The organism is Paraburkholderia xenovorans, assembly GCF_046030735.1.
GTDB classification, from domain to species: domain Bacteria; phylum Pseudomonadota; class Gammaproteobacteria; order Burkholderiales; family Burkholderiaceae; genus Paraburkholderia; species Paraburkholderia xenovorans_A.
Genome location: NZ_JAQQBV010000005.1, coordinates 122,287 through 141,746, shown reverse-complemented (window position 1 = coordinate 141,746; position 19,460 = coordinate 122,287). Strand labels below are relative to the sequence as shown.

General features: G+C 62.5%; 14 protein-coding genes. 3 read left to right on the top strand and 11 right to left on the bottom strand.

Annotated elements, in window-relative coordinates:
• Window positions 1-106: 106 nt before the first annotated feature.
• From PQQ51_RS06790 to PQQ51_RS06765, 6 genes are all read right to left on the bottom strand, one after another.
• A complete protein-coding gene (locus tag PQQ51_RS06790) occupies window positions 107-1,027 on the bottom strand; it encodes a hypothetical protein (protein WP_408495889.1) in 921 nt (306 codons plus the stop codon).
• The gene (locus tag PQQ51_RS06785) at window positions 1,024-1,377 is read right to left on the bottom strand and encodes a hypothetical protein (RefSeq protein ID WP_408495887.1); all 354 of its coding nucleotides are present in this window, start codon (window positions 1,375-1,377) and stop codon (window positions 1,024-1,026) included. The genes PQQ51_RS06790 and PQQ51_RS06785 overlap by 4 nt, the downstream gene beginning before the upstream one ends.
• A 32-nt stretch (window positions 1,378-1,409) precedes the next feature.
• A complete protein-coding gene (locus PQQ51_RS06780; protein ID WP_408495886.1) occupies window positions 1,410-2,045 on the bottom strand; it encodes a response regulator in 636 nt (211 codons plus the stop codon).
• A gap of 235 nt (window positions 2,046-2,280) precedes the next feature.
• On the bottom strand, window positions 2,281-3,459 hold the full coding sequence (locus PQQ51_RS06775) for an OmpA family protein (protein ID WP_408495884.1): 1,179 nt from the start codon (window positions 3,457-3,459) through the stop codon (window positions 2,281-2,283).
• Between the two features lie 120 nt (window positions 3,460-3,579).
• Window positions 3,580-7,422: a DUF748 domain-containing protein gene (locus tag PQQ51_RS06770; protein WP_408495883.1), complete on the bottom strand. Its 3,843-nt coding sequence runs from the start codon at window positions 7,420-7,422 to the stop codon at window positions 3,580-3,582.
• A 219-nt stretch (window positions 7,423-7,641) separates the two neighbouring features.
• The gene (locus PQQ51_RS06765; RefSeq protein ID WP_408495881.1) at window positions 7,642-9,063 is read right to left on the bottom strand and encodes a DUF1254 domain-containing protein; all 1,422 of its coding nucleotides are present in this window, start codon (window positions 9,061-9,063) and stop codon (window positions 7,642-7,644) included.
• 323 nt (window positions 9,064-9,386) lie between these two features.
• Here PQQ51_RS06765 and PQQ51_RS06760 point away from each other — a divergent pair, with 323 nt between their 5' ends.
• Window positions 9,387-11,693: a heavy metal translocating P-type ATPase gene (locus tag PQQ51_RS06760; RefSeq protein WP_408495880.1), complete on the top strand. Its 2,307-nt coding sequence runs from the start codon at window positions 9,387-9,389 to the stop codon at window positions 11,691-11,693.
• Window positions 11,694-11,865: 172 nt separating this feature from the next.
• Window positions 11,866-13,839 (top strand): methyl-accepting chemotaxis protein, encoded by a 1,974-nt coding sequence (locus PQQ51_RS06755; protein ID WP_408495879.1) that lies wholly within the window; start codon window positions 11,866-11,868, stop codon window positions 13,837-13,839.
• A 69-nt stretch (window positions 13,840-13,908) separates the two neighbouring features.
• Here the strand turns inward: PQQ51_RS06755 and PQQ51_RS06750 are convergent, their stop codons facing one another.
• A complete protein-coding gene (locus tag PQQ51_RS06750) occupies window positions 13,909-14,562 on the bottom strand; it encodes a glutathione S-transferase family protein (RefSeq protein WP_408495878.1) in 654 nt (217 codons plus the stop codon).
• A gap of 216 nt (window positions 14,563-14,778) precedes the next feature.
• Here PQQ51_RS06750 and PQQ51_RS06745 point away from each other — a divergent pair, with 216 nt between their 5' ends.
• Window positions 14,779-16,227, top strand: coding sequence for a polyhydroxyalkanoate depolymerase (locus PQQ51_RS06745; RefSeq protein ID WP_408495877.1), 1,449 nt, complete (start codon window positions 14,779-14,781; stop codon window positions 16,225-16,227).
• A gap of 36 nt (window positions 16,228-16,263) precedes the next feature.
• Here the strand turns inward: PQQ51_RS06745 and PQQ51_RS06740 are convergent, their stop codons facing one another.
• The 4 genes from PQQ51_RS06740 to PQQ51_RS06725 form a co-directional block, all read right to left on the bottom strand.
• On the bottom strand, window positions 16,264-16,698 hold the full coding sequence (locus PQQ51_RS06740; RefSeq protein WP_408495876.1) for a cupin domain-containing protein: 435 nt from the start codon (window positions 16,696-16,698) through the stop codon (window positions 16,264-16,266).
• Window positions 16,699-16,878: 180 nt separating this feature from the next.
• Complete coding sequence (locus PQQ51_RS06735; protein WP_408495875.1) at window positions 16,879-17,490, bottom strand: flavin reductase family protein; 612 nt, start codon at window positions 17,488-17,490, stop codon at window positions 16,879-16,881.
• A 93-nt stretch (window positions 17,491-17,583) separates the two neighbouring features.
• On the bottom strand, window positions 17,584-18,030 hold the full coding sequence (locus PQQ51_RS06730; RefSeq protein WP_408495874.1) for a hypothetical protein: 447 nt from the start codon (window positions 18,028-18,030) through the stop codon (window positions 17,584-17,586).
• Between the two features lie 177 nt (window positions 18,031-18,207).
• Window positions 18,208-18,462, bottom strand: coding sequence for a hypothetical protein (locus PQQ51_RS06725; RefSeq protein ID WP_408495873.1), 255 nt, complete (start codon window positions 18,460-18,462; stop codon window positions 18,208-18,210).
• Window positions 18,463-19,460: the final 998 nt, after the last annotated feature.

Below are 19,460 nucleotides of genomic sequence, written 5' to 3'. Positions count from 1 at the left end.
AGCTTGCTGTAACGCAAACAGCGTGGCTGTTTTGCAGGGGCTGCGTCCTGTGGAGGACGCAGCCGACTTTAGAAGCCCGGCTTTGGCCGGGCTTTTTTTTCGCCTGTTATTGCTTCGCGCCGTTTGCCTGGAATGCGTCGGGGTTATCCGTGATCCGGCGTTGGGTCATGTGCGAGTTCCAATCAGTACCGCCGGGCGTGGGAACCGGCACGGTGGCGCGCGTGGTCGACGTGGAGCGTCGCTGTTGATCGGCCCATTTGAGCAACGCGGTCTCGTCGATGGAAGGTGCTTCTGCTGCTGTCTGGCGCGCTGTCCATTCGGGTTGTTGCGAGAGGGTCGGGCGTGCCGCTGGTTTCACCGCGCGGGTCAGTGCGCGGTTCAGTTCGATACGTTGGCCGACCTCGACGCCCGTCAGACGCGCCACCCTGGTTCGCTTCGCGGGCCTTGGCGCGGGTTTGGGTTGGTCTTCAGTGTAGGACGCGGTTTGTGTAGCCTTTGCGGACTGTGCAGCATGCGTGGTGGGGCCGGCAAACGGCAACGGGGCGGCAGTCTGCTCCTTGCGGCTCACCGTTGCGACCTGACGCGAATCGGCTTTCGGCGACGTTTGACGCGCGGGACTCTTCAGCGCGATAGCCGTGTCTTTCGTTGAGCAGATCATCAACAACCCTGTCAACGCTATCGTGCAGCCCGCAAAAATCGACGCCGCAAGCAAATGGTCAGAACGCGTCGAGCAAGGACGACCGCTGCCCATTTCAAGGTAGCGCTTCGCTTCCGCCATTTCCGCGTCGAAACGATAGGCTTCCGCGCGTTTCGGCGCAGCCTTGTAGAACAGGATGTGTCTCACACGCGGCGGCAACCTGTGCGCCGGCGCCGGCCAGAACGAGCGCTGCACCGGGGTTGGCATCAGGTGCTGAGACGCCGTTTGCGCGTCTTGTCGTCGCGAGCCGAACGGCGGTGGCAAACCGTCGAATGGCTTTGGCTTCGGGAAGGCCAGGTTGCCTTCGATCAGCGCCAGAGGTCGATTCATCGTACGGTGCTCCGGTGTCGAGCGGCCTCTATCTCGAGTTGCGTCATCAAGGTTCTGGCGCGTTGGACGAGCCATTCGATAGCGCCGGCTTCGGATTCAGGCGGCCTGGTGCTGGCGCGGTTCAATGCCTCCATAAGGCTACGCGCGCCGACCATTCCTACAGCTCCGCTCAATCTATGCAACGACGTACGTTGCCCTTCGATGTCGCGTTTGAGAACGGCGTTGCTCACTTGCTGAAGGTCGATTTCCACCGAATGGCGCCAGCCATTCAGGAATGTGTGAAGATCAACGCCTTCTCTGGAAAGCGCTTCAAGGTAGCGGCGTTCGAACGGTTCGAAACAAGCGTTCACGGAAGCATCCTGAGATTCAAGGTTCGCAAGACTCAATCGATCAACCGATGCAACGAAGCGAATTCGATCAGCGCCGCCAGTGAGGACAGGCCGAGCTTTTCCTGAATGCGGCTCTTATACGTGCTCACGGTTTTGTCGCTCATAAACAGCGCGTCGCCAATCGCCTTGTTGGACAGGCCCTTCGATAGCATCTGGAGAATCACCAACTCTTTGTCGGACAACTGCGCGAGCCTGTCTTCCTCTTTCACCGACTCCACAGCAGAGGCCATGCTGGAACCGTGCGCAGCGACAGGAAACACCGTATAGCCGGCCAACACAGCCTCGACCCCACGCATGATCTCCTTCATTTCCTGCGATTTGCCGACGAATCCGTGTACCCCGGAACGCATCGCGCGCGGCGCAAAAGTCACCGGATCCTGCCCGGACAGCACCAGCACACGCATGGGCGGATGAGCGAGCTTGAGGCGCGGAATCACGTCGAGCCCGCTGATGCGCGGAATATCGAGGTCGAGGATGACCAGTTCCGGCCTATATTGCCGGGCCATTTCGACGGCGGTTTGTCCGTTGTCGGCTTCGATCACGTCTGCCACGCCGAGCAATTGCATCAGTTGCATTTTGATGACGAGACGAAATGCGGGATGGTCGTCGATAACCAGGATAGTAGACATGTATTGCATTCCTTATGAAGGTATCCCCTTGTCAACCTGGTCGTTGTCGCGGCAACCCCAGGAGGCGCATCTATCGAAGAGAATGCGCACAAAGCGTCCCCGCTATCGGTGGAGGACTGCAAGGAATCGGATTTAAAAACCTCAAGCGAGGCGGAGGTACAGCAAGAAGCAGGTCGCTCGCGCGACGCAGCCGGCACGCATCGATAGCGTCAGGTACGCCCCGGAACAACGCGTTTCAATGCGAACCCAGCACGAACTCGATCTCGACGCGGCGGTCCGGCGCAAGACACCGCACCAGTTCAGCACGCTTCTTTTGCTGACAGACGCTTGGCGGATTTGAATTGCCGTGACCTCGCGCGCGCATCGGCAAGGTCACCCCGTGCGCTGTGAGATAAGCTTTGACCGTCTGCGCGCGTTGCAGGGAGAGAGTCTGGTTGTATGCATCGCTGCCGAGGCGGTCGGTATAACCCGTTATCTCGAGTTCATCGACCGCGGCAACTTGCTTCAAGCCAGCCGCAACGTTATCGAGCAGTTTTTTGCCGACCGCAAGGATCGACGACTCGTCGCCACCGCCGAACCGGAATAGCGAGTCGGCGCGCAAGGTTATTTTTCTGGGTGCGGGCACGGTGGACACCGGTTGTGTCTGCACCTTTGTCTGCTTGCACTGCAACGCCGTTTCCGCCGCTTTGCGCAAATTATCCTGAATCTCGGGCAGGCGTTTTTCAGCAGCGGAGAAACTTCGCGTCCACGCATCATGCCCAGCTTGCATCAGTTCGACCTCGCCGCACGCGAGAGGCTGTTGCGCATCAGGACACGCGGCAATCGCAGGATCGCTCTTGATCGTATTCACGATCTTCCAGAGATCGGGGCGGACCGTCGACACCGTGCGCAACGCCGGATTCGCCGCCGAGATGGGAATGCCCTTTTCCAGGCTCATCGTAATCAAGGCGACCTGCCCGATGGCTTCTTCAACGAAACCCCAATGGTCGCCGAGCTGCCGCGCCTGCTCGCCGGCGTCGATCCAGCACTGCGCCTTTGCGCGGAAATAATCGTTCTTGTTGGTAGATAACTGATTGAGCCGCTGCTGCAACGCTGCGAGCGCGGCCTCACTGCTGACGATCGACGCATAGGCATCGATCCATTGACTGTTTGCCGCCCCTGCGGCTTCATCCTGCGACGCGGCTACGCCCGTTTCCAATACGGTGGCATCTTCGATACCGAGTCGATCACGTGCGGCACGGTCCGCGCAACCTGACAGGGCCAGCGCGCACGCGAGGATCGTTACCTGGAGTTTCATCGGCTTTCTGCGTCGAGCGCATTTTATTAGGAAGCCTTCGAGTATGAAGAGCCGATGCCGGACGTGGAATGGGAAAATTCCTAGAAGACATAAGGAACACGCGACGCGAGAATTCACGTCGCATAGAGGAGGTCGTACAGCTCAGACTCGGGTTCTCAGACCGCCCACGGCGCGTAAGCGCGTGCCACGGGGTGAAATCCCGCGGCGACACGCGCATTCATCAGCCGCCTGACCGCATCACTTCAAGCCGAAATCCACGCGCGTCGTCGCGCCTTTATCCTTGATGCCGTCCGCGTTCAGCTTCGGCGCGACGATGAACACGCGGCTGCTGTCGATCTTGCCGTCGAAATACTGCTGCACGGCTTGCGCCCGCTGCTGCGCGAGATCGCGCAGGCTGGCGTCGTCGATCGGCGCGTTAGCGGCTAGCGCGTTCTTCATGTCGTCGTCGGGCACGCTCTTCGTCAGGCCGACGAAGTTGCGCGGCTTCTTGAAGTCCGCCGACTTGTACGCCTTGGTCAGATACTTGTCGTATTCCTTCGGATCGACGTTGACTGCGGACAGATCCACGCTTTCGCCATTGCCCACCACGTCCTTGATCTTCTGCTGTTTGACGAGGCGTTCGACATAGCGCTGCCGCAATGCCGGTTCGTCGACAGCAGGATCGACGCGGCCGATCAGATCGATGCGGATCGACGACTTGTCGACGAGTGCCTTCACGATGGTGTCGAGTTTCTTGTCACCCGCGTCCGACAGTTGCGCGGAGCCTGGCTCGAATTCGACATAACCCAACTCCTCGCCATTGCCGCCGAACGCGTTGGCGATCAGCGAGAACGGCGCGGTCACCGCTTTCTGCAACAGATTGAGCACCGCATGCCAGATCAAGCCGCCGATACTGAACTCAGGATTCGACAACGACCCCGACACCGGCAGATTCACATCGATCTCGCCGCGCGAATTCTTCAGCAACGAGATCGCAAGACGTACCGGCAGTTTGGTCGCCGTATCGTTCTGCACGTGATCGCCGAACGTGAGCTGGTCGATGAAGATATGGTTATTCGCGTTGAGCTGATCGTTGTCGAGCTTGTAGTGCAGATCGACATTCAGCTTGCCCTTGGTGATCGGATACCCGGCGTATTTCGCCGAATACGGCGTGAGATTGGTGAGCTCGATATCGTGCGCGCTCGCGGTCAGATCGAGCGCCGGCTTCGCGATCAGCGGATTGACGGTGCCGCGGATCGACAACGGACCATTGGCCGCGAGCTTCGCGGCGATGTCTACCGGTGCGGACGTGGTGGATTGCGTGCCGAACGCGCCGACCGTGCCCTGAATGCCGACCAGATTCGCGGTGAAGTTGGGCTTGATGAAGTTGTCCGTATAGGTCACGCGGCCCTGCTGCAACACGAGCTGGCCGAAGTGCAATTTGACGGGGCTCTGCGGCGGCGTCGCGGCCGTGACGGTAGCCGGCGCGGCCGAGGAAGCCGGCGCCGGCGCGGACGCCACCTCGGGCGCGGACGCGGCCGGCGGTGTCAACGGCACCGGCTCGGCGCCGCTCTTGTCGCGCGTCAGCGATTTCGCGTTGCCGCTTTCCTGCGCAACCACGTCCTTCAGATTGAGCTTGCCTTGCGCGTCGAGCAGCACGCGGCCATAGAACTTCGTGAACGTCACGCGAGCCGCGTCGACCACGGTGCCGTGCTCGTCGTAGTCGGCCTTCAGGTTGGTCAGCGCAAGCGAGCCCCAGCCCGCGAACGGGTCGGAGGTGGCCTTGTCGAGCATCCGCACGTCGACCAGCGCGATGTCGCCGCGATACGTCGCTTTCAGCGCCTTCGCCTGGCTCAGCGCGAGGTCGCCCTTCGCATTGAGCAACGCGCTCGCGATCAGTGCGTTCAGCTTGCCGCCGAAATACGGTTCGAATGCCGCTGCGTCGAGCCGGTTCGCGTCCACCTTGACGGCGACTTTAAGCGGTGTCGCGGTGACGTTGCCGTTCACGCCGAGCGTGCCCCTCTTGTTGAGCGTCGCTTGCAGATCGATCGGCAGCGGGCGGCTCAGGTCGTCGCTGATCTGCTGCACTTTCAGTTGCAGCGGCGTGACGCTCAGCTTGACCGGGCGCGGCGTGGTGTTGTCGGTGAAATTGGCGGTCGCGTCTTTCAGCGTAAGTTCGCCGATCTTGTAGTGCCACGCGGGACCTTGCGCCTGTGCCTTCTTCACCGCGTGAATTGCCGTGCGCTGCTGCTCGACCTCGTGCGGACCGGCCAGTGCGGCCAGATCGATGCTGCCGTCTTTCAGACGCTGCGCATTGATCACGAGGCCGGTCGTGGCGACGTTGCCAACCTCGGCAGTACGCGCCGCCACATCGACCTGCTTGACCGTCACCTGCCCTTGCGCGAGCGAGATCACCGGCTCTTTGGCGCCGCGTGTCGCGACCTTGAGCGATTGCAGATCGAGTTGCGATTCGCCGACCATCACCGCCGCCGGCGACTTCGACCAGTTCGCGCCGACATTGGCCGTCGCCGACAACGCGCCATCCACCACTTGCGCTGCGGTTGCGGTGTCGAGATACGGTTGCAGCAGTGGAAGCTTCAACGACTTCAGATCGAGCTTCGCGCTGGCCGTCTTCGCAACGAGGCCGAAGGCGCCCGCCACGCCGAGCGAGCCGGCACCGTCCTTGAATGCGGTGTTCAGCGTGTAGTGCGCGGGCGCGGTGGCGAGCGTCGAAAAATCGGTCAGTGTGACGGCCAGTTGCTGCATCCCGACGTCGACCGGACGCGAGGCCGCTTCGTCGTGAACGTTGACCGTGCCGTCGTTGAGAGCGAAGCGCTTGATCGCAAGGTCCAGCGGCGGCGCGGCTTGGTCTTTGTCCGGGGTGCGGCCTGCCGCAGCGGAGGCCGCCGTAGGCGCGCTCGCCGGGTTCTTCGCGGTGGTTGCGGGTGCGGCCGGCGTGGACGCCGCCGCGGCGCCTGAAGCGGCCGCCGCAGCCGCCACAGCCGCCACAGCCGCCACAGGCTCGGCGGACTTCGCCGGCGCAAACATCTTCTCGACGCTCAGCACGCCGGCCTTATCGCGCGCCAGATTGGCGGTAGGCGCATCGATGCGGATTTCGTCGAAGTGATAGACGCTTTTCAGCGGTTCGAGCAGCGCCGCCGCGACATGCAATTCGCGCGCCGCGAAGAACGGCGCCTTGCTCTGATCGCGAAGGTCGACGTCGTTCATATCGATCGTGCCGGTCACGCGCAGCGACGGCGCGTCGTTCGACACCACGAAGTTGAGCTTCAGATCGGTGGACAGCTTGCCCGACTGCACGATCACCGGCAGTTTGGTCGGCACATACGACATGAGGCGCGGCACGTCGAGTCCGTCGAAACGCAGCGATACCTCTGATTCACGCGACGCCGCAAACGGCTTGGTGCGGCCGTCGATCGCGAGCGGGCTGCCGTCGATCCGCGCGCGCAGCAGCGGCTCGACGAAGATGTCGGTTTTCGAAGGCAGCGTGGCGACGAACGGAATGCCGAGCTTCCACTGATCGATCACGTGCGTCGCGCCGAGCAGTTTGTCGTCGAAGGTGATCTGGCCGTTTTCGAGGCGGATGTTCGACACCGAGAAGAGTGTCGGTTTGCTGTCGGGCTTGGCCGGCTGCTTCGAGAACTTCTCGATCAGATCGGTGAAATTGAAACGTTGCGCGTCGTAGCGAACGATATGAAAACGCGGCGAATCGAGTTGCACTTCGTCGATGATCGGCGCCGCGCGAAACAGCGAGCTCCACGACGGCTGCACGATGAGCCGCGAAATATCGACGAAATCGCCCGCGCCGCCGCGCTCGCCGATATGCACGCGATCGGCTTCGAGTTTGAGCGTATAGGGATTCAATGCGATGCGGCCGATCGTAGCGGGCCGGTCGAGCTGCTTGCTGAGCTGCTGCTCGGCGATGTGGCGAATCAAAGGCGGCGCGGCAAAAAAGCCCAGCAGACCGAACAATACGAGGAAGATCAGCAGACCCGTGATGACGCGCCGGGTACGGCGCGACTGCGCGACGCCGCGCACGGTCTGCATGGAAGAAGCGAGTGATGCTTTATTGAGGCTTGCCATGCTCGGTCTTGGGTAATGCGGCGGCAAGGCCGTCGCGAAACGAAAATCCCGCAAGCGGCAGTATAAGTGGTGATTCTTACGTGCGATACAAATGTAAGTTGGGGCTTACACAATCGCTGGAACTACGACGCGGGAGGGAGCATTGCCATGTTGCGAGTCCGCGGCCGGGAGGCCACGGACTCATCTTGCGCGATGCATCGATCGTGCATCGCCGTCATTTCACTGACGCACGACTGCGGGCGGTTGCCAGGTGCCGTCGGTGGCTTGCGATTTCGGCGCGTACAGGCGCAGCACCAGTTGCAGATCGGCGCGCGGCGCGGGCAGCCAGTTGCCGCTCTTGCTGCGTGCCGACGACACCGTCACATCGAGCGAACCGTCGCGATTGCGCCGTGCGCCATTGCGATCGCCGACCGCGATTCGCGCCGGTGCGCTTTCGCCGAGCGCGCCGTCCTTCGTGTAAGCGGTGATCGACCAGAAACCACGCACCGGCGGCAACTGGTTCGGCGCGAAATGGATCACATAGCGATTCGCACCGTTCAGCGCATGGCCGTCGCTGTCCTGACTGACGACCGCGCGCACTTCGTCGTCTTTAGTGCCGATGCCCGGCTGCGTGGCGCTCGCATACGCACGCATTGCGTAGTCGGCGCCGTAGTTGCCCACGCCGTCGCCGAACCAGTTCCAGCCGTTGCCGCTCAGCAGATTGGACGGCGGCGTGACGACGCGGTCGTGACCGTCGGCGAGGCCTGCGGCGATGGCTTCGGGCGCGTTCGGCAGCTTGACCGGATCGCCGGGGCTCACGCCGAGGTCCGTCAGAATCTTCAGCGCATGGGGATCGGCCGGCGTCGGCGGGTTGTCGGGCAACGCTTGCGCGAGGCGGTTGAAAAAACCGCTCGCATCGAGCGCGGCGACTTGCGCGGCCGGCGTACCGGAAGCGGCGGCCGCCGCTGCGGCTGCGGCGTCGCTACGCGGCGGCGCCACCGACGCCGAGCGCGCATCGCCCACGAACTCGGACAGCGGCGCGACGCGGATCGCGCGTTGCAGCTTGCGCACCGCGGTCACGTCGCGCGTGCCGTTCGACTGGATCCGCACGCTCAGCCACGCGTTGCGGGTGGGCAGATCGATGCGCTTGACGCCCTTCGGCAGCGTGCCTTGCCAGCCCGGCCCGACGAACGCAAGCGTCTGCGCCTTGACGCCGGCGGCACGCGTTGCGAACTGATCGCTCGTCGACCAGACCACGTTGGTCCACATGTCGAGCACGCGAGCGTCGACGTAGCGGCCGCGCGAGTCGGGCAGCGACACGATCACCGGTTCGCTGCCGACGTCGAGCCAGCCGGTCGAATCGAGTGTATCGAGACTCGGTTGCGGCGGATTGACCGCGCCGACCGGCGGCAGAGCCTGCGCGTGGCGCAGCGTATTGATCGGCGCCTGGCCCGGATCGGTGCCGACCGCGGCGTCGCGCGCGACGCCCATCAGCACCAGCGGATAGCCGAAAACGTACGAATCGGCGACTTCGTCCTTGATCCAGCCCGTGGTTTTTTGCGTCGCCGTTGGGGTCGACGCGCAGCCGGCCAGAAATGCGAGGCCTGCGAACGATGCGCAGGTCCAGTGAAGCGAAAACAATACTCGGCGATTTTTTATCATTCGTTCAGGTGACGGAACGTGCAGTCCAGGGAGAAACGTCGGTGCCCGGCGGTCGCCGCCGACGCCCGGCCTCCCCAGGCCCAGCGCCGACAGCCCGCGGGTCGCGATGCCGACAACATCGCGTTGTATCGCATCCTTGCTCACCAGGCAAGCGCAAAAAGTGAAGCAAAAATGCGCGATGCGCCGCCGCGCTCCGACTTGCGACAAAAGGAAGCGCCGCCGACTCCCCTGATAATCGCAAGGACATCCTTGACCTTCCTATCATGGGAGGGTTAATACTGGGTTCATCGCGCGGCCTGATGCCGCTATGGACCTTGCCTACCATGACCGAACTTGTTGCCACGCCGCCGCGCCCGTCTCATGCTCCCGTCGAGGTGCCCCGTCAAACCGAACTCGAAATCGGCGGGATGACCTGCGCGTCCTGCTCGGCGCGCGTGGAAAAGGCGCTGGCGAAAGTGCCGGGCGTCGCGCGCGCGTCACTGAATCTGGCGACCGAAACGGCCAGCGTCGATTTCGGCGACGCGCCGGCCGATCCACAAGCGCTGCTCGAAGCCGTCAAGAAAGCGGGCTATGAAGCGACGTTGCTCGCGCCGCCCGACGCATCCGACAGCGCCAGCGACACTGCCGACGCCAACGCCATCGCCGACGCGAAAAGCGCGCAAACCCGCCGCGAGTTCGTCGCCGTGCTTGTATCGGCCGCGCTCACCGTGCCGCTCGTGGTGCCGATGATCGCCGAGTGGTTCGGCGTCCACGCGATGCTTTCGCCGTGGCTGCAACTCGGTCTTGCCTCGGTGGTGCAGTTCGGGTTCGGCGCGCGTTTCTATCGCGCCGCCTACCGGGCGGTGCGGGCCGGCGCGGGCAACATGGATTTGCTGGTGGCGCTCGGCACGTCGGCGGCGTATGGGATCAGCGTCTATGAACTCGCCACCCATCCGGGCGACATGATGCATCTGTATTTCGAAGCATCGGCGGCGGTGATTACGCTGGTGCGCTTCGGCAAATGGCTGGAGGCGCGCGCCAAACGCCAGACCACCGATGCGATCCGCGCGCTCAACGCGCTGCGCCCCGAGCGCGCGCGGATTCGCGTCGGCAATGAAGAGCGCGACGTGCCGCTCGGCCAGGTGCGGGTCGGCACGGTCGTGATCGTGCGCCCTGGCGAACGCGTGCCCGTCGACGGCGCGGTGCTCGAAGGCCGCACGCATATCGACGAATCGCTGATCACCGGCGAAAGCATGCCCGTGCCGAAGCAGGCGGCCGATCCGGTGACCGCCGGCTCGATCAACGGCGAAGGCGCGATCGCCGTCACCACCACGGCGACCGGCGCGGAAACCACGTTGGCGCGAATCATCCGTCTCGTGGAAAGCGCGCAAGCCGAGAAAGCGCCGATCCAGCGGTTGGTCGACCGGGTCAGCGAAGTTTTTGTACCGACGATTCTGGCGCTCGCGGCGCTCACGCTGGTGGGCTGGCTGCTCGCCGGCGCGGGCGGCGAAACTGCGATCCTGAACGCGGTCGCCGTGCTGGTGATCGCCTGCCCGTGCGCGCTCGGCCTCGCGACGCCCACCGCGATCATGGCCGGCACGGGCGTCGCGGCACGGCACGGCGTGTTGATCAAGGACGCCGAGGCGTTGGAAACCGCGCATCGGGTGACGATCGTCGCGTTCGACAAGACCGGCACGCTGACTGTCGGACAACCGTCGGTGACGGCGTTCGAGCCGGTCGGCGGCCTCGGTCACGACGAGGCGTTGGCGCTGGCCGCGGCGGTTCAGCGGCAAAGCGACCATCCGCTCGCGCGGGCCGTGGTGAAGGCATACGAGGCGGCGGCCGCCGCCGCTTCGAGCACATCGACCGCTCCGGTCACGGCCACTGCCGCACGCGCGGTGCCGGGCCGCGGCGTCGAGGCCGACATCGGCGGGCGCACCATCGCGCTTGGCAGCACGCGCTGGCTCAACGAGCTCGGCATTGCACCGTCGCCGCAACTCGTCGAGCGCGCGCAGCAACTCGAAGCCGCCGGCAACACGGTCTCCTGGTTGATCGAGCGCGCGCCGCAAGCGCCCACCGCACTCGCGCTGATCGGTTTCGGCGACACCGTGAAACCGACCGCCCGCGCCACGATCGAACGGCTCGCGCAAATGGGCATCCGCAGCGTGCTCGTCACCGGCGACAACCACGGCAGCGCGGCCAGCGTCGCCAACGCGCTCGGCATCGACGAATTCCACGCCGAAGTGTTGCCCGACGACAAGGCCCGCGTGGTCCGCGACCTGAAAATCCGTAGCGCGGGGATTGTCGCGATGGCCGGCGACGGCATCAACGACGCGCCCGCGCTGGCCGCGGCCGACATCGGCATCGCGATGGCGACGGGCACCGACGTCGCGATGCACGCGGCCGTCATCACGCTGATGCGCGGCGACCCGGCGCTGGTGGCCGACGCGATCGACATCTCGCGCAAGACCTGGCGCAAGATCCAGCAGAACCTGTTCTGGGCGTTCGTCTACAACCTGATCGGCGTGCCGCTTGCCGCTTTCGGCTTGTTGAACCCGATGCTGGCCGGCGCGGCGATGGCGTTCTCCAGCGTGAGCGTGGTCACCAACGCGCTGCTGTTGCGGACCTGGCGCGGCTCGACTCGACGGTGAAAAGATGGTGAGCCGTCGGTGCCCCCGACCGTTGTAGACGCGACTTCATTACGAAATACTTTCGCAAAATTCTCAAGAAACAACGGCGATTGGCCGTAATCCTGACAGAGGTGTAAACCGTGCATTTGTGTGGTCTACACCCTCTCCTGTCTTTTCATTACCCCAATCGCCCATGCAATCTCTCTCTTTGCGCCGCGTCAGCGTCGGCGTCAAACTGGCCGTGCTGTCGTGCGTGCTGGTGGCGCTGATATTCGCCGCCTTCACGTGGACACTCACACGCACCGCCGGCAAACAGGTCAGCGAGCAGGTGCTCGGACGCATCGCCGACCGGGATCGCTCGATCGCCGCGATGATCGCGCTGTTCGACCAGGCGCTATCCGCCGAAGTCGACCGTTCGATGTCGCTATTCGCCGGCTTCCTGCCCGCCGGCTACTCGCTCGACGAAACGCAGAAGGTCGACGTCAACGGCACTGCCACGCCGACCATCAAGGCCGGCGACAAAGTCCTCAACATGGACTTTTCGATCCCCGACCAGTTTCTCGAACGCAGCGGCGCGGTGGCGACCGTGTTTGCGCGCAGCGGCGACGACTTCATCCGCGTGACGACTTCGCTGAAGAAACAGGACGGCTCGCGCGCGATCGGCACCCTGCTCGATCGCAAGTCGCCTGCCTATGCGCTGATCATGGCGAACAAGCCGTTTACGGGACTTGCCGCGCTGTTCGGCAAACGTTTGATCACGCAGTACCGGCCGATTACCGATGCCAACGGCCGCGTGATCGGCGCGCTGTTCGTCGGCGTGACGGTGGACAGCGAAATCCAGTCGGTCAAGGACGGCATCAGCAAGCTGAAGATCGGCGACAGCGGTTATTACTTCGTGGTGGACGCGTCGAAGGGCGCGGATCGCGGCAAGCTGATCGTGCATCCGGCTGCCGCCGGCCAGAGCGCCGACAATGCGAACGCACCGTATCAGCAGATGCTCGACATGAAGGAAGGCCAACTCGAATTCAGCTCGGCCGACGCGACGCTCGGCGAACGCGAGGCGCACGACAAGTTCGTCTCGTTCGTCACGGTGCCGCAATGGCAATGGCTGGTGGGCGGCATCGCGCCGCGCGACGAGGTCATGGCCGACGTCACCCGAACCCGCGATGCATTCCTGCTGCTCGGCTTCGTGCTGGTGGGCGCGTTCGGCGTGGTGTTTCTGATCGCTGCGCGCCGCCTCGTGACCCGTCCGCTCGACGAAGCCGCAAAAGCATCCGAGCGCTTTGCGTCGGGCGATCTGAGCGTGCGCGTCGCGAAGGACGGCGCTATCCGCGCCGACGAAATCGGCCGCCTGATGCAATCGATCGACGGTATCGGCGAAGGTCTCGCGCGCATCGTCTCGCAGGTCCGGCATGCCTCGACGGATATGTCGGAAGGCACCGCGAAGATCGCTGCCGGCAGCGGCAACATCGCCGCGCGGATCGCCACGCAGGCCAGCAGTCTCGAAGAAACGGCCGCGAGCATGGAGCAGATCACGTCCACCGTGCAGCAAAACGCCGACCACGCCGCGCAGGCCAACACGCTTGTCACGAACGCCGCGGATGCGGCGCTCGAAGGCGGCCGCGCGGTCGAACGCGTGGTGTCGACGATGGGCGAGATCAGCCGCTCGTCGCAAAAGATCGCCGAGATCACCAACGTGATCGAAGGCATCGCGTTTCAGACCAACATCCTCGCGCTGAACGCCGCCGTGGAAGCGGCGCGCGCCGGTGAACACGGCCGGGGCTTCGCGGTGGTGGCCTCGGAAGTGCGCGCGCTCGCGCAGCGCAGCGCGGCTGCGGTGAAAGAGATCGAAAGCCTGATCGCCAGTTCGACGGCGACCGTCGAAAGCGGCTTCCGGATCGCCGAAGAAGCGAGTTCGACGATGCAGGGCATCGTGCAACAGGTCGGCCAGGTGCGCGCGATCATGGCGGAGATCAGTGTGGCGTCGCGCGAGCAGTCGGGCGGCATCGAGCAGGTCAATCTCGCCGTCACGCAGATCGGCGAGGCGACTCAGCAGAACGCGACGATCGTCGGCGAGGCGGAACTCGCGGCCGCTGAATTGCGCGATCAGGCGGCGCGGCTCGCGGAAGTGGTCAGCGTGTTCAAGCTCGACAGCGGGCGCGATTGATTCCGGCTGGTGTTGTGCTTGAGTTTGTGGGTTGGTGGCGCGGCGGCAATGCCGCCGCCGCGCTCCTGATCAAAACTCGACGTCCAGTTCGTCGATCTCTTCCACTTCCTGCTGCGCGTCGGCGATCCATTCCAGCATCTCCGGCATCGCCATGATGCGCTGCCCGTAGTCGACGATCTCCGGATCGAGCTTTACGTCATACGTGACGAAACGCGTGACGACCGGCGCATACATCGCATCCGCCGCCGTGCGCTCGCCGAACAGGAACGGACCGCCGTACTGCTTCAGACACTCGCTCCAGATCGCGACGATACGATCGATGTCCGATTGCGCACGGGCCCACACCTTGAAGCCCGGAAAATGCGCCTTCAGGTTCATCGGCAATGCGGAGCGCAGCGAGCCGAAACCCGAATGCATCTCGCCGCAAATCGAACGACAATGCGCTCGCGCACGAGTGTCTTTCGGCAACAACGCCGCTTCCGGCTTCAACTCGTTGAGGTATTCGGCAATCGCCAATGTGTCCCAGATCTTGATGCCGTCGTGAAACAGACATGGCACCAGAATCGACGGGGACAGCAGCAGCAATTCGGCGCGCGCGGCGGGATCATCGATCGACACGACTTCCTCTTCGAAAGGCAGCCCGCTAAATTTCGTCAGCAGCCAGCCGCGCATCGACCACGACGAATAATTCTTGCTGCTGATGGTGAGCGTGGTATTCGCCATACGTTTCCCCTCCAGATCGCGCATCGGACGACGCCCGATGCGACGTGTGCACGTTGTCGTGCGTCCGCGCACCAAAGCGCGGCAATTTCGGCCCGCCGCCAGTAAGCGCGCAAATGCTATGCCAACGTGGCGGCAGTCGCGCGAGTGCGGCATTGCGATTGGCACATGACTTGCCTCTATTCGGGCTCCTTCCCTTTCTGCATTCGTGCGAAGGTTATGAACCTGTTCGCATATCCCGCCTATCAGGCTTTCGCCGACATGATGTTGCCGCTGCGGCACGGCGCGGCGCTGATGAACCATTCGCTCGACGCGTGGCCCGCATTCGGCGATTCGCCGCACGGCCGTTCCATGCGCGCCGCCTGCGAACTGCTGACGCTCGCGGGACTGACGCCGGTGAGGCCGCCGTTCGGCATCGATAGCGTGGTGGCGGAAGGCAAGCCGACACCGATCGTCGAGGAAGTCGTCGCGCGCACGCCGTTCGGTTCGCTACTGCATTTTCGCAAGGACTCCGCGCTGTCTCATCCGCAGCCGCGCGTGCTGGTGATTGCGCCGATGTCCGGCCATTTCGCAACGCTGCTACGCGGCACCGTGCGCACGATGCTGGCCGAGCACGATGTGTACATCACCGATTGGCACAACCCGCGTGACGTGCCGTTGAGTCAAGGCCGCTTCGGCTTCGACGAATACGTGAGACATGTGATCGATTTCACCGAGGCGATCGGGCCCGGCGCGCATCTGCTGGCCGTGTGCCAGCCGACGGTCGCCGCACTCGCCGCGGTGTCGTTGATGGCCGCCGACGACCATCCCGCGCAACCCGCCAGCATGACGCTGATGGCCGGCCCGCTCGATACGCGCATCAATCCGACGCGCGTCAACGAGCTCGCGAAAAGCAAGCCGCTGGAGTGGTTCGAGCAGAATCTGATCAGCGCGGTGCCGTTCGGTTTTGCCGGCGCGCATCGGCGCGTGTATCCGGGCTTCGTGCAACTGACCGCGTTCATGGCGATGAACCTCGGCCGCCATCTCGACTCGTTCGAAACGATGTATCACGAGCGCGCCAAGGGCGATCCGGTGAAGGCCGACACGATTCACACCTTCTACGAAGAATATTTCGCGACGATGGACCTGACGGCGGAGTTCTATCTCGAGACCGTCGATACGATTTTTCAGCGGCATGCGCTGCCGTTGCATGAGCTCGAAGTGGAAGGGCGGCTCATCGAGCCCGCGAAGATTCGGCGCACCGCGCTGCTGACCGTTGAAGGCGAGAAAGACGATATCTGCGCGGTAGGTCAGACGCTCGCGGCACAAGATATGTGCGAAAAGCTACGGCCGTATCTGAAGACGCATCATGTGCAGACCGGCGTGGGGCACTATGGCGTGTTCAATGGACATCGCTGGGAGCGGCACATTTATCCGCGGGTGCGGGCAGTGATTTACGACAACGAGCCGCGCGCGGTGCTGGTGAGTTCGAAGGCGCGCACGATTCGGCCGGTGGCGGCGGTGGCGACGGCGGATAGTCAGGTGGCCGCGCCTGCTGCTACGGCGGTGGTGGACGTCGAAGTGGGTGCTGCGGTGAACGGTGCGCAGAGGGACTCCGGGTCTACGATCAAGCCTATCAAGCCGCAACCAGCACAGACGCCTAGGCGGCGACCGCGAGCGACGCAATAGTCGTCCGGGCGTCGTCGCACGTGCTTTATGGGTTGCTCAAGCCACGACGCTTTTCCACGGCTTGACGGCCGGCACATCGCATGGACCTTCTACTTCGATCGATTTGAAATCCGCCGGAGACACGATTTCGATGTACTCCATATCTTCCGAGTAATCGAACAGATAATGGACGATGCCCGGCGCCTGATGCACGCAATCGCCGGCGGCGACGAGCGTTTCCTTGTCGCCATACATGAAGCGCGCCCACCCCTTCAACATGATCACAATGTGGAAATCGGCCTCATGACGGTGCCAGCCGGTGCCTTGCTCTGGTGCGTGATTCGCCTTGACGAGTTGCGCGAGCACCTTGCCGCCGGTGGCCTGCGCGATGCCCAGATCGCGGTACAGAAAGAAGTCGCGTAAGCCCTGATCCACGTAGGACGTGTCTTGCGGACGGACATGACTGAATTGCGTGGCGAATTCGGTGGGCATGATCGCGCTCCTATCGAGTGAGCTGGCGGTTGGAACGATATGTTGGCGTGTCGTTTGCAAGCATCAAGCGGGCCAGATTTTTGGGCTTTTGGCTGGCGGCGTGCGGGAACGCGATCAGTTCGATGACGCGCCGGATTGCGCGGCGCGTGCCGATTCAAACGTTTTCTTGAATGCTCAGGGTCAGGCGGTCGGGCGATACATCTCGAACATCTCGCCTATTTGCGCGTAGTCGGCGCGATAGCCCGCGCGCATGATCGGCTGCGCGGCGTGCGTGTCGAACAGACCGTCTTTCAGATACGCCTCGTTGATGTGAACGCCCACCACTTGCCCGAGCGATAGATAGTTGTCCATCGGTTCGCCATTCAGGTTGTGCAGACGGATCACTTGCAGCAGCTTGCATTCGAGCGCCGCCGGCGATTCGGCGACATGCGGCACGTCGACGTTGCGGCCTCGCGCGGGTGTGAGCCCGGCGAGTTCGAATTCGTCGACGTGCGGCGGGACCGGCGCCGATGAGCGGTTCATCTGCTCCGCGAGTGGCTTTGTCGCGAGGTTCCAGACGAATTCGCCTGTTGCTTCGATGTTGGAGACGCTGTCTTTGCGGCCTTCGCTCGAGAAGCCGATGATCGCCGGGAAAGTGGCGAACGCGCCGAAGAAGCTGTAGGGCGCGAGGTTTAGCGTGCCTTGTTTATCGCGCGAGGAGATCCAGCCGATCAGACGCGGGGCGACGATGGCTTTGAACGGGTCGTGCGGGAGGCCGTGGCCGGTGGCGGGGTCGTAGAAGTAGTGGGGCATGGGTTTGCGGTGTGGGAAGCGAGGCTGTAGTTATACCGCAGAGTGCTTTTAACTGCTGGAAGGTGAATCGTGGCGCAGTCCCATCGTCTGCGATTACGTGGCCAAGCTTCCCTTCGATGCGTTCATGCGCGCGGGGCGTCCGGACTGGTCAGGATGCGCTCCGCCCAAAGGCGCCGTTTGAACCGAGATGAACTGGATCATCAGGCAGGCGATAAACCCCAGCAATTGGGTGTTTCGTTTCAAGGAGAAGAACGTGTTTTTTCCGGGAATGAAGAAGTTGACTGCGCCTATGCGCGGGACCATGCCTACCGCGTAAGTGGATTTTGACGACGGCCCGTTTAGGGCGGCCGGACTTCCGATTATGAATCGCGAGAATAACAATGCGCCGAATAGCGCTGCGCCGATGTGCAACTCGATCATCCAGACGGGTTGAGTTGGAACGGTTGATGAACTAGTGCCGGCGAGGTTGAGGTAGGCGGATAGCGCTGCACATCCTGCGGAGAAGAGTGCAGTGAATAATAAGGATTTTCGGATAGTCATTACTTGCTCCGTGCGCGGTCAGCGTCTTATTAGGGGAAACGTAAGCTTCTGCGGTTGTTCTTAGTATTCGGTAGTTCGGTCAGCGTCGTTCCACCGATCTGGACGGTTCCTGGTGCATTCGATGAGAACAAATTCGATCCCTGTTGCAATGCCGATGGACTGTTTGTGGCAACAAGACTATGAGCTCAGTCGAGGTCTGTTGATCAGATCAAGCAATCTCTCCAGTTCTAACCCGTACTCGTTCGGTTCAAAAGTCGGCAATATGCCTTCCATCATGAATTCAGCATTGATAAGCCCGCAAAGCGCATCAATTTCGGAAAGGGTCATTTCCCCGTTTTCCAAGCTATCAAACGCTGTTGCGCTCTTCCCTGCGTCTTTAACACGCAAGTGGCTTACGATTTCCTTTTGACGATCGGTTAGCGTCATTGTCATTTCCCGACTCCCGCTGCACTTGTACCCCATGTGGTAACCACATTGCCTTCTGGATTGACCACCACGGTTGCGTTCTGCCCGACGTATTTGAAAGTCGGACCATATTTACTCGGAACATACTGGATGGCCGTTGGATTCGCAAACGCATCATCAACCGCCGCTTGACTAACACCGATCCCACCGTCTCGGCCCGCAATTTGTTGGATGGCGTGGTCCGAATAACTTGAGATCGACGTTGGCGCGCTTGAGCGCCAGCCGCCTCCTCAGCCGAAAGCTGCATACCAAGCCTAGCACCACTTACTGAATTCGCGGTTCCTGCTGCCGTGTTTGTGGCAACACCAACACGTTGCTAAACCTAAATCAGATCACTCCCGCTCCGAGCGCTCTGCCATTGGTCTACCGATTGCTTTGCGGCGAAAAACCTTTGGAGCTGAACAGGGTCACGCTCGATAATTCCGACGTAATGCTGATAGTCACTAACCAACGCGTCGTAGCCGACAAGCGCTGCAATACCGAACGTCGCTAGCAACCCCTGGTAGTCACGAACCTGTCCCGTCAGACATATTTGCCATGCAGGAGTGGCCGAATCCGTAACCGTAAATAAATTGCTTGGCATCCAATAAGGACCTGCGCCTTCCGGACACACTAGAAAGTCGACCCGACTGAATAGGAACATCAGGCCGTAGACGATGTACTCGTCGCCGACTTTAAGGGGCGCAAATTCAGTGCGATCCGTTTCACCGCGACAGCGCGCGTTCTCCGGAAGACTTATACCGGTATTCGATTTACAAAGGGCGCGCATAGCTCTCACTTGAATTTGAAATCATCAACGGCACCGGAGTTGACATTCCGGACGTAGTGTATTTCGACACCATTCACGTTTTGCGACATTTTCACCCAACCGTCGGTGGCCGGCCACCGCGAGTCGCCCAGGGGGATGGGCAACTGTACTCCAGCCGCCGGGTTCGACATCGCCTGTTGAAGAGCCAGTTGCTCCT

Bases quoted from the DNA above. Each gene is read 5' to 3' on its own strand.
- PQQ51_RS06735 (WP_408495875.1), bottom strand. From the start codon at position 17,490: ATGCCCCACTACTTCTACGACCCCGCCACCGGCCACGGCCTCCCGCAC.
- PQQ51_RS06760 (WP_408495880.1), top strand. From the start codon at position 9,387: ATGACCGAACTTGTTGCCACGCCGCCGCGCCCGTCTCATGCTCCCGTC.
- PQQ51_RS06780 (WP_408495886.1), bottom strand. From the start codon at position 2,045: ATGTCTACTATCCTGGTTATCGACGACCATCCCGCATTTCGTCTCGTC.
- PQQ51_RS06745 (WP_408495877.1), top strand. From the start codon at position 14,779: ATGAACCTGTTCGCATATCCCGCCTATCAGGCTTTCGCCGACATGATG.
- PQQ51_RS06725 (WP_408495873.1), bottom strand. From the start codon at position 18,462: ATGACAATGACGCTAACCGATCGTCAAAAGGAAATCGTAAGCCACTTG.
- PQQ51_RS06770 (WP_408495883.1), bottom strand. From the start codon at position 7,422: ATGGCAAGCCTCAATAAAGCATCACTCGCTTCTTCCATGCAGACCGTG.
- PQQ51_RS06765 (WP_408495881.1), bottom strand. From the start codon at position 9,063: ATGATAAAAAATCGCCGAGTATTGTTTTCGCTTCACTGGACCTGCGCA.
- PQQ51_RS06755 (WP_408495879.1), top strand. From the start codon at position 11,866: ATGCAATCTCTCTCTTTGCGCCGCGTCAGCGTCGGCGTCAAACTGGCC.
- PQQ51_RS06750 (WP_408495878.1), bottom strand. From the start codon at position 14,562: ATGGCGAATACCACGCTCACCATCAGCAGCAAGAATTATTCGTCGTGG.
- PQQ51_RS06790 (WP_408495889.1), bottom strand. From the start codon at position 1,027: ATGAATCGACCTCTGGCGCTGATCGAAGGCAACCTGGCCTTCCCGAAG.
- PQQ51_RS06730 (WP_408495874.1), bottom strand. From the start codon at position 18,030: ATGACTATCCGAAAATCCTTATTATTCACTGCACTCTTCTCCGCAGGA.
- PQQ51_RS06740 (WP_408495876.1), bottom strand. From the start codon at position 16,698: ATGCCCACCGAATTCGCCACGCAATTCAGTCATGTCCGTCCGCAAGAC.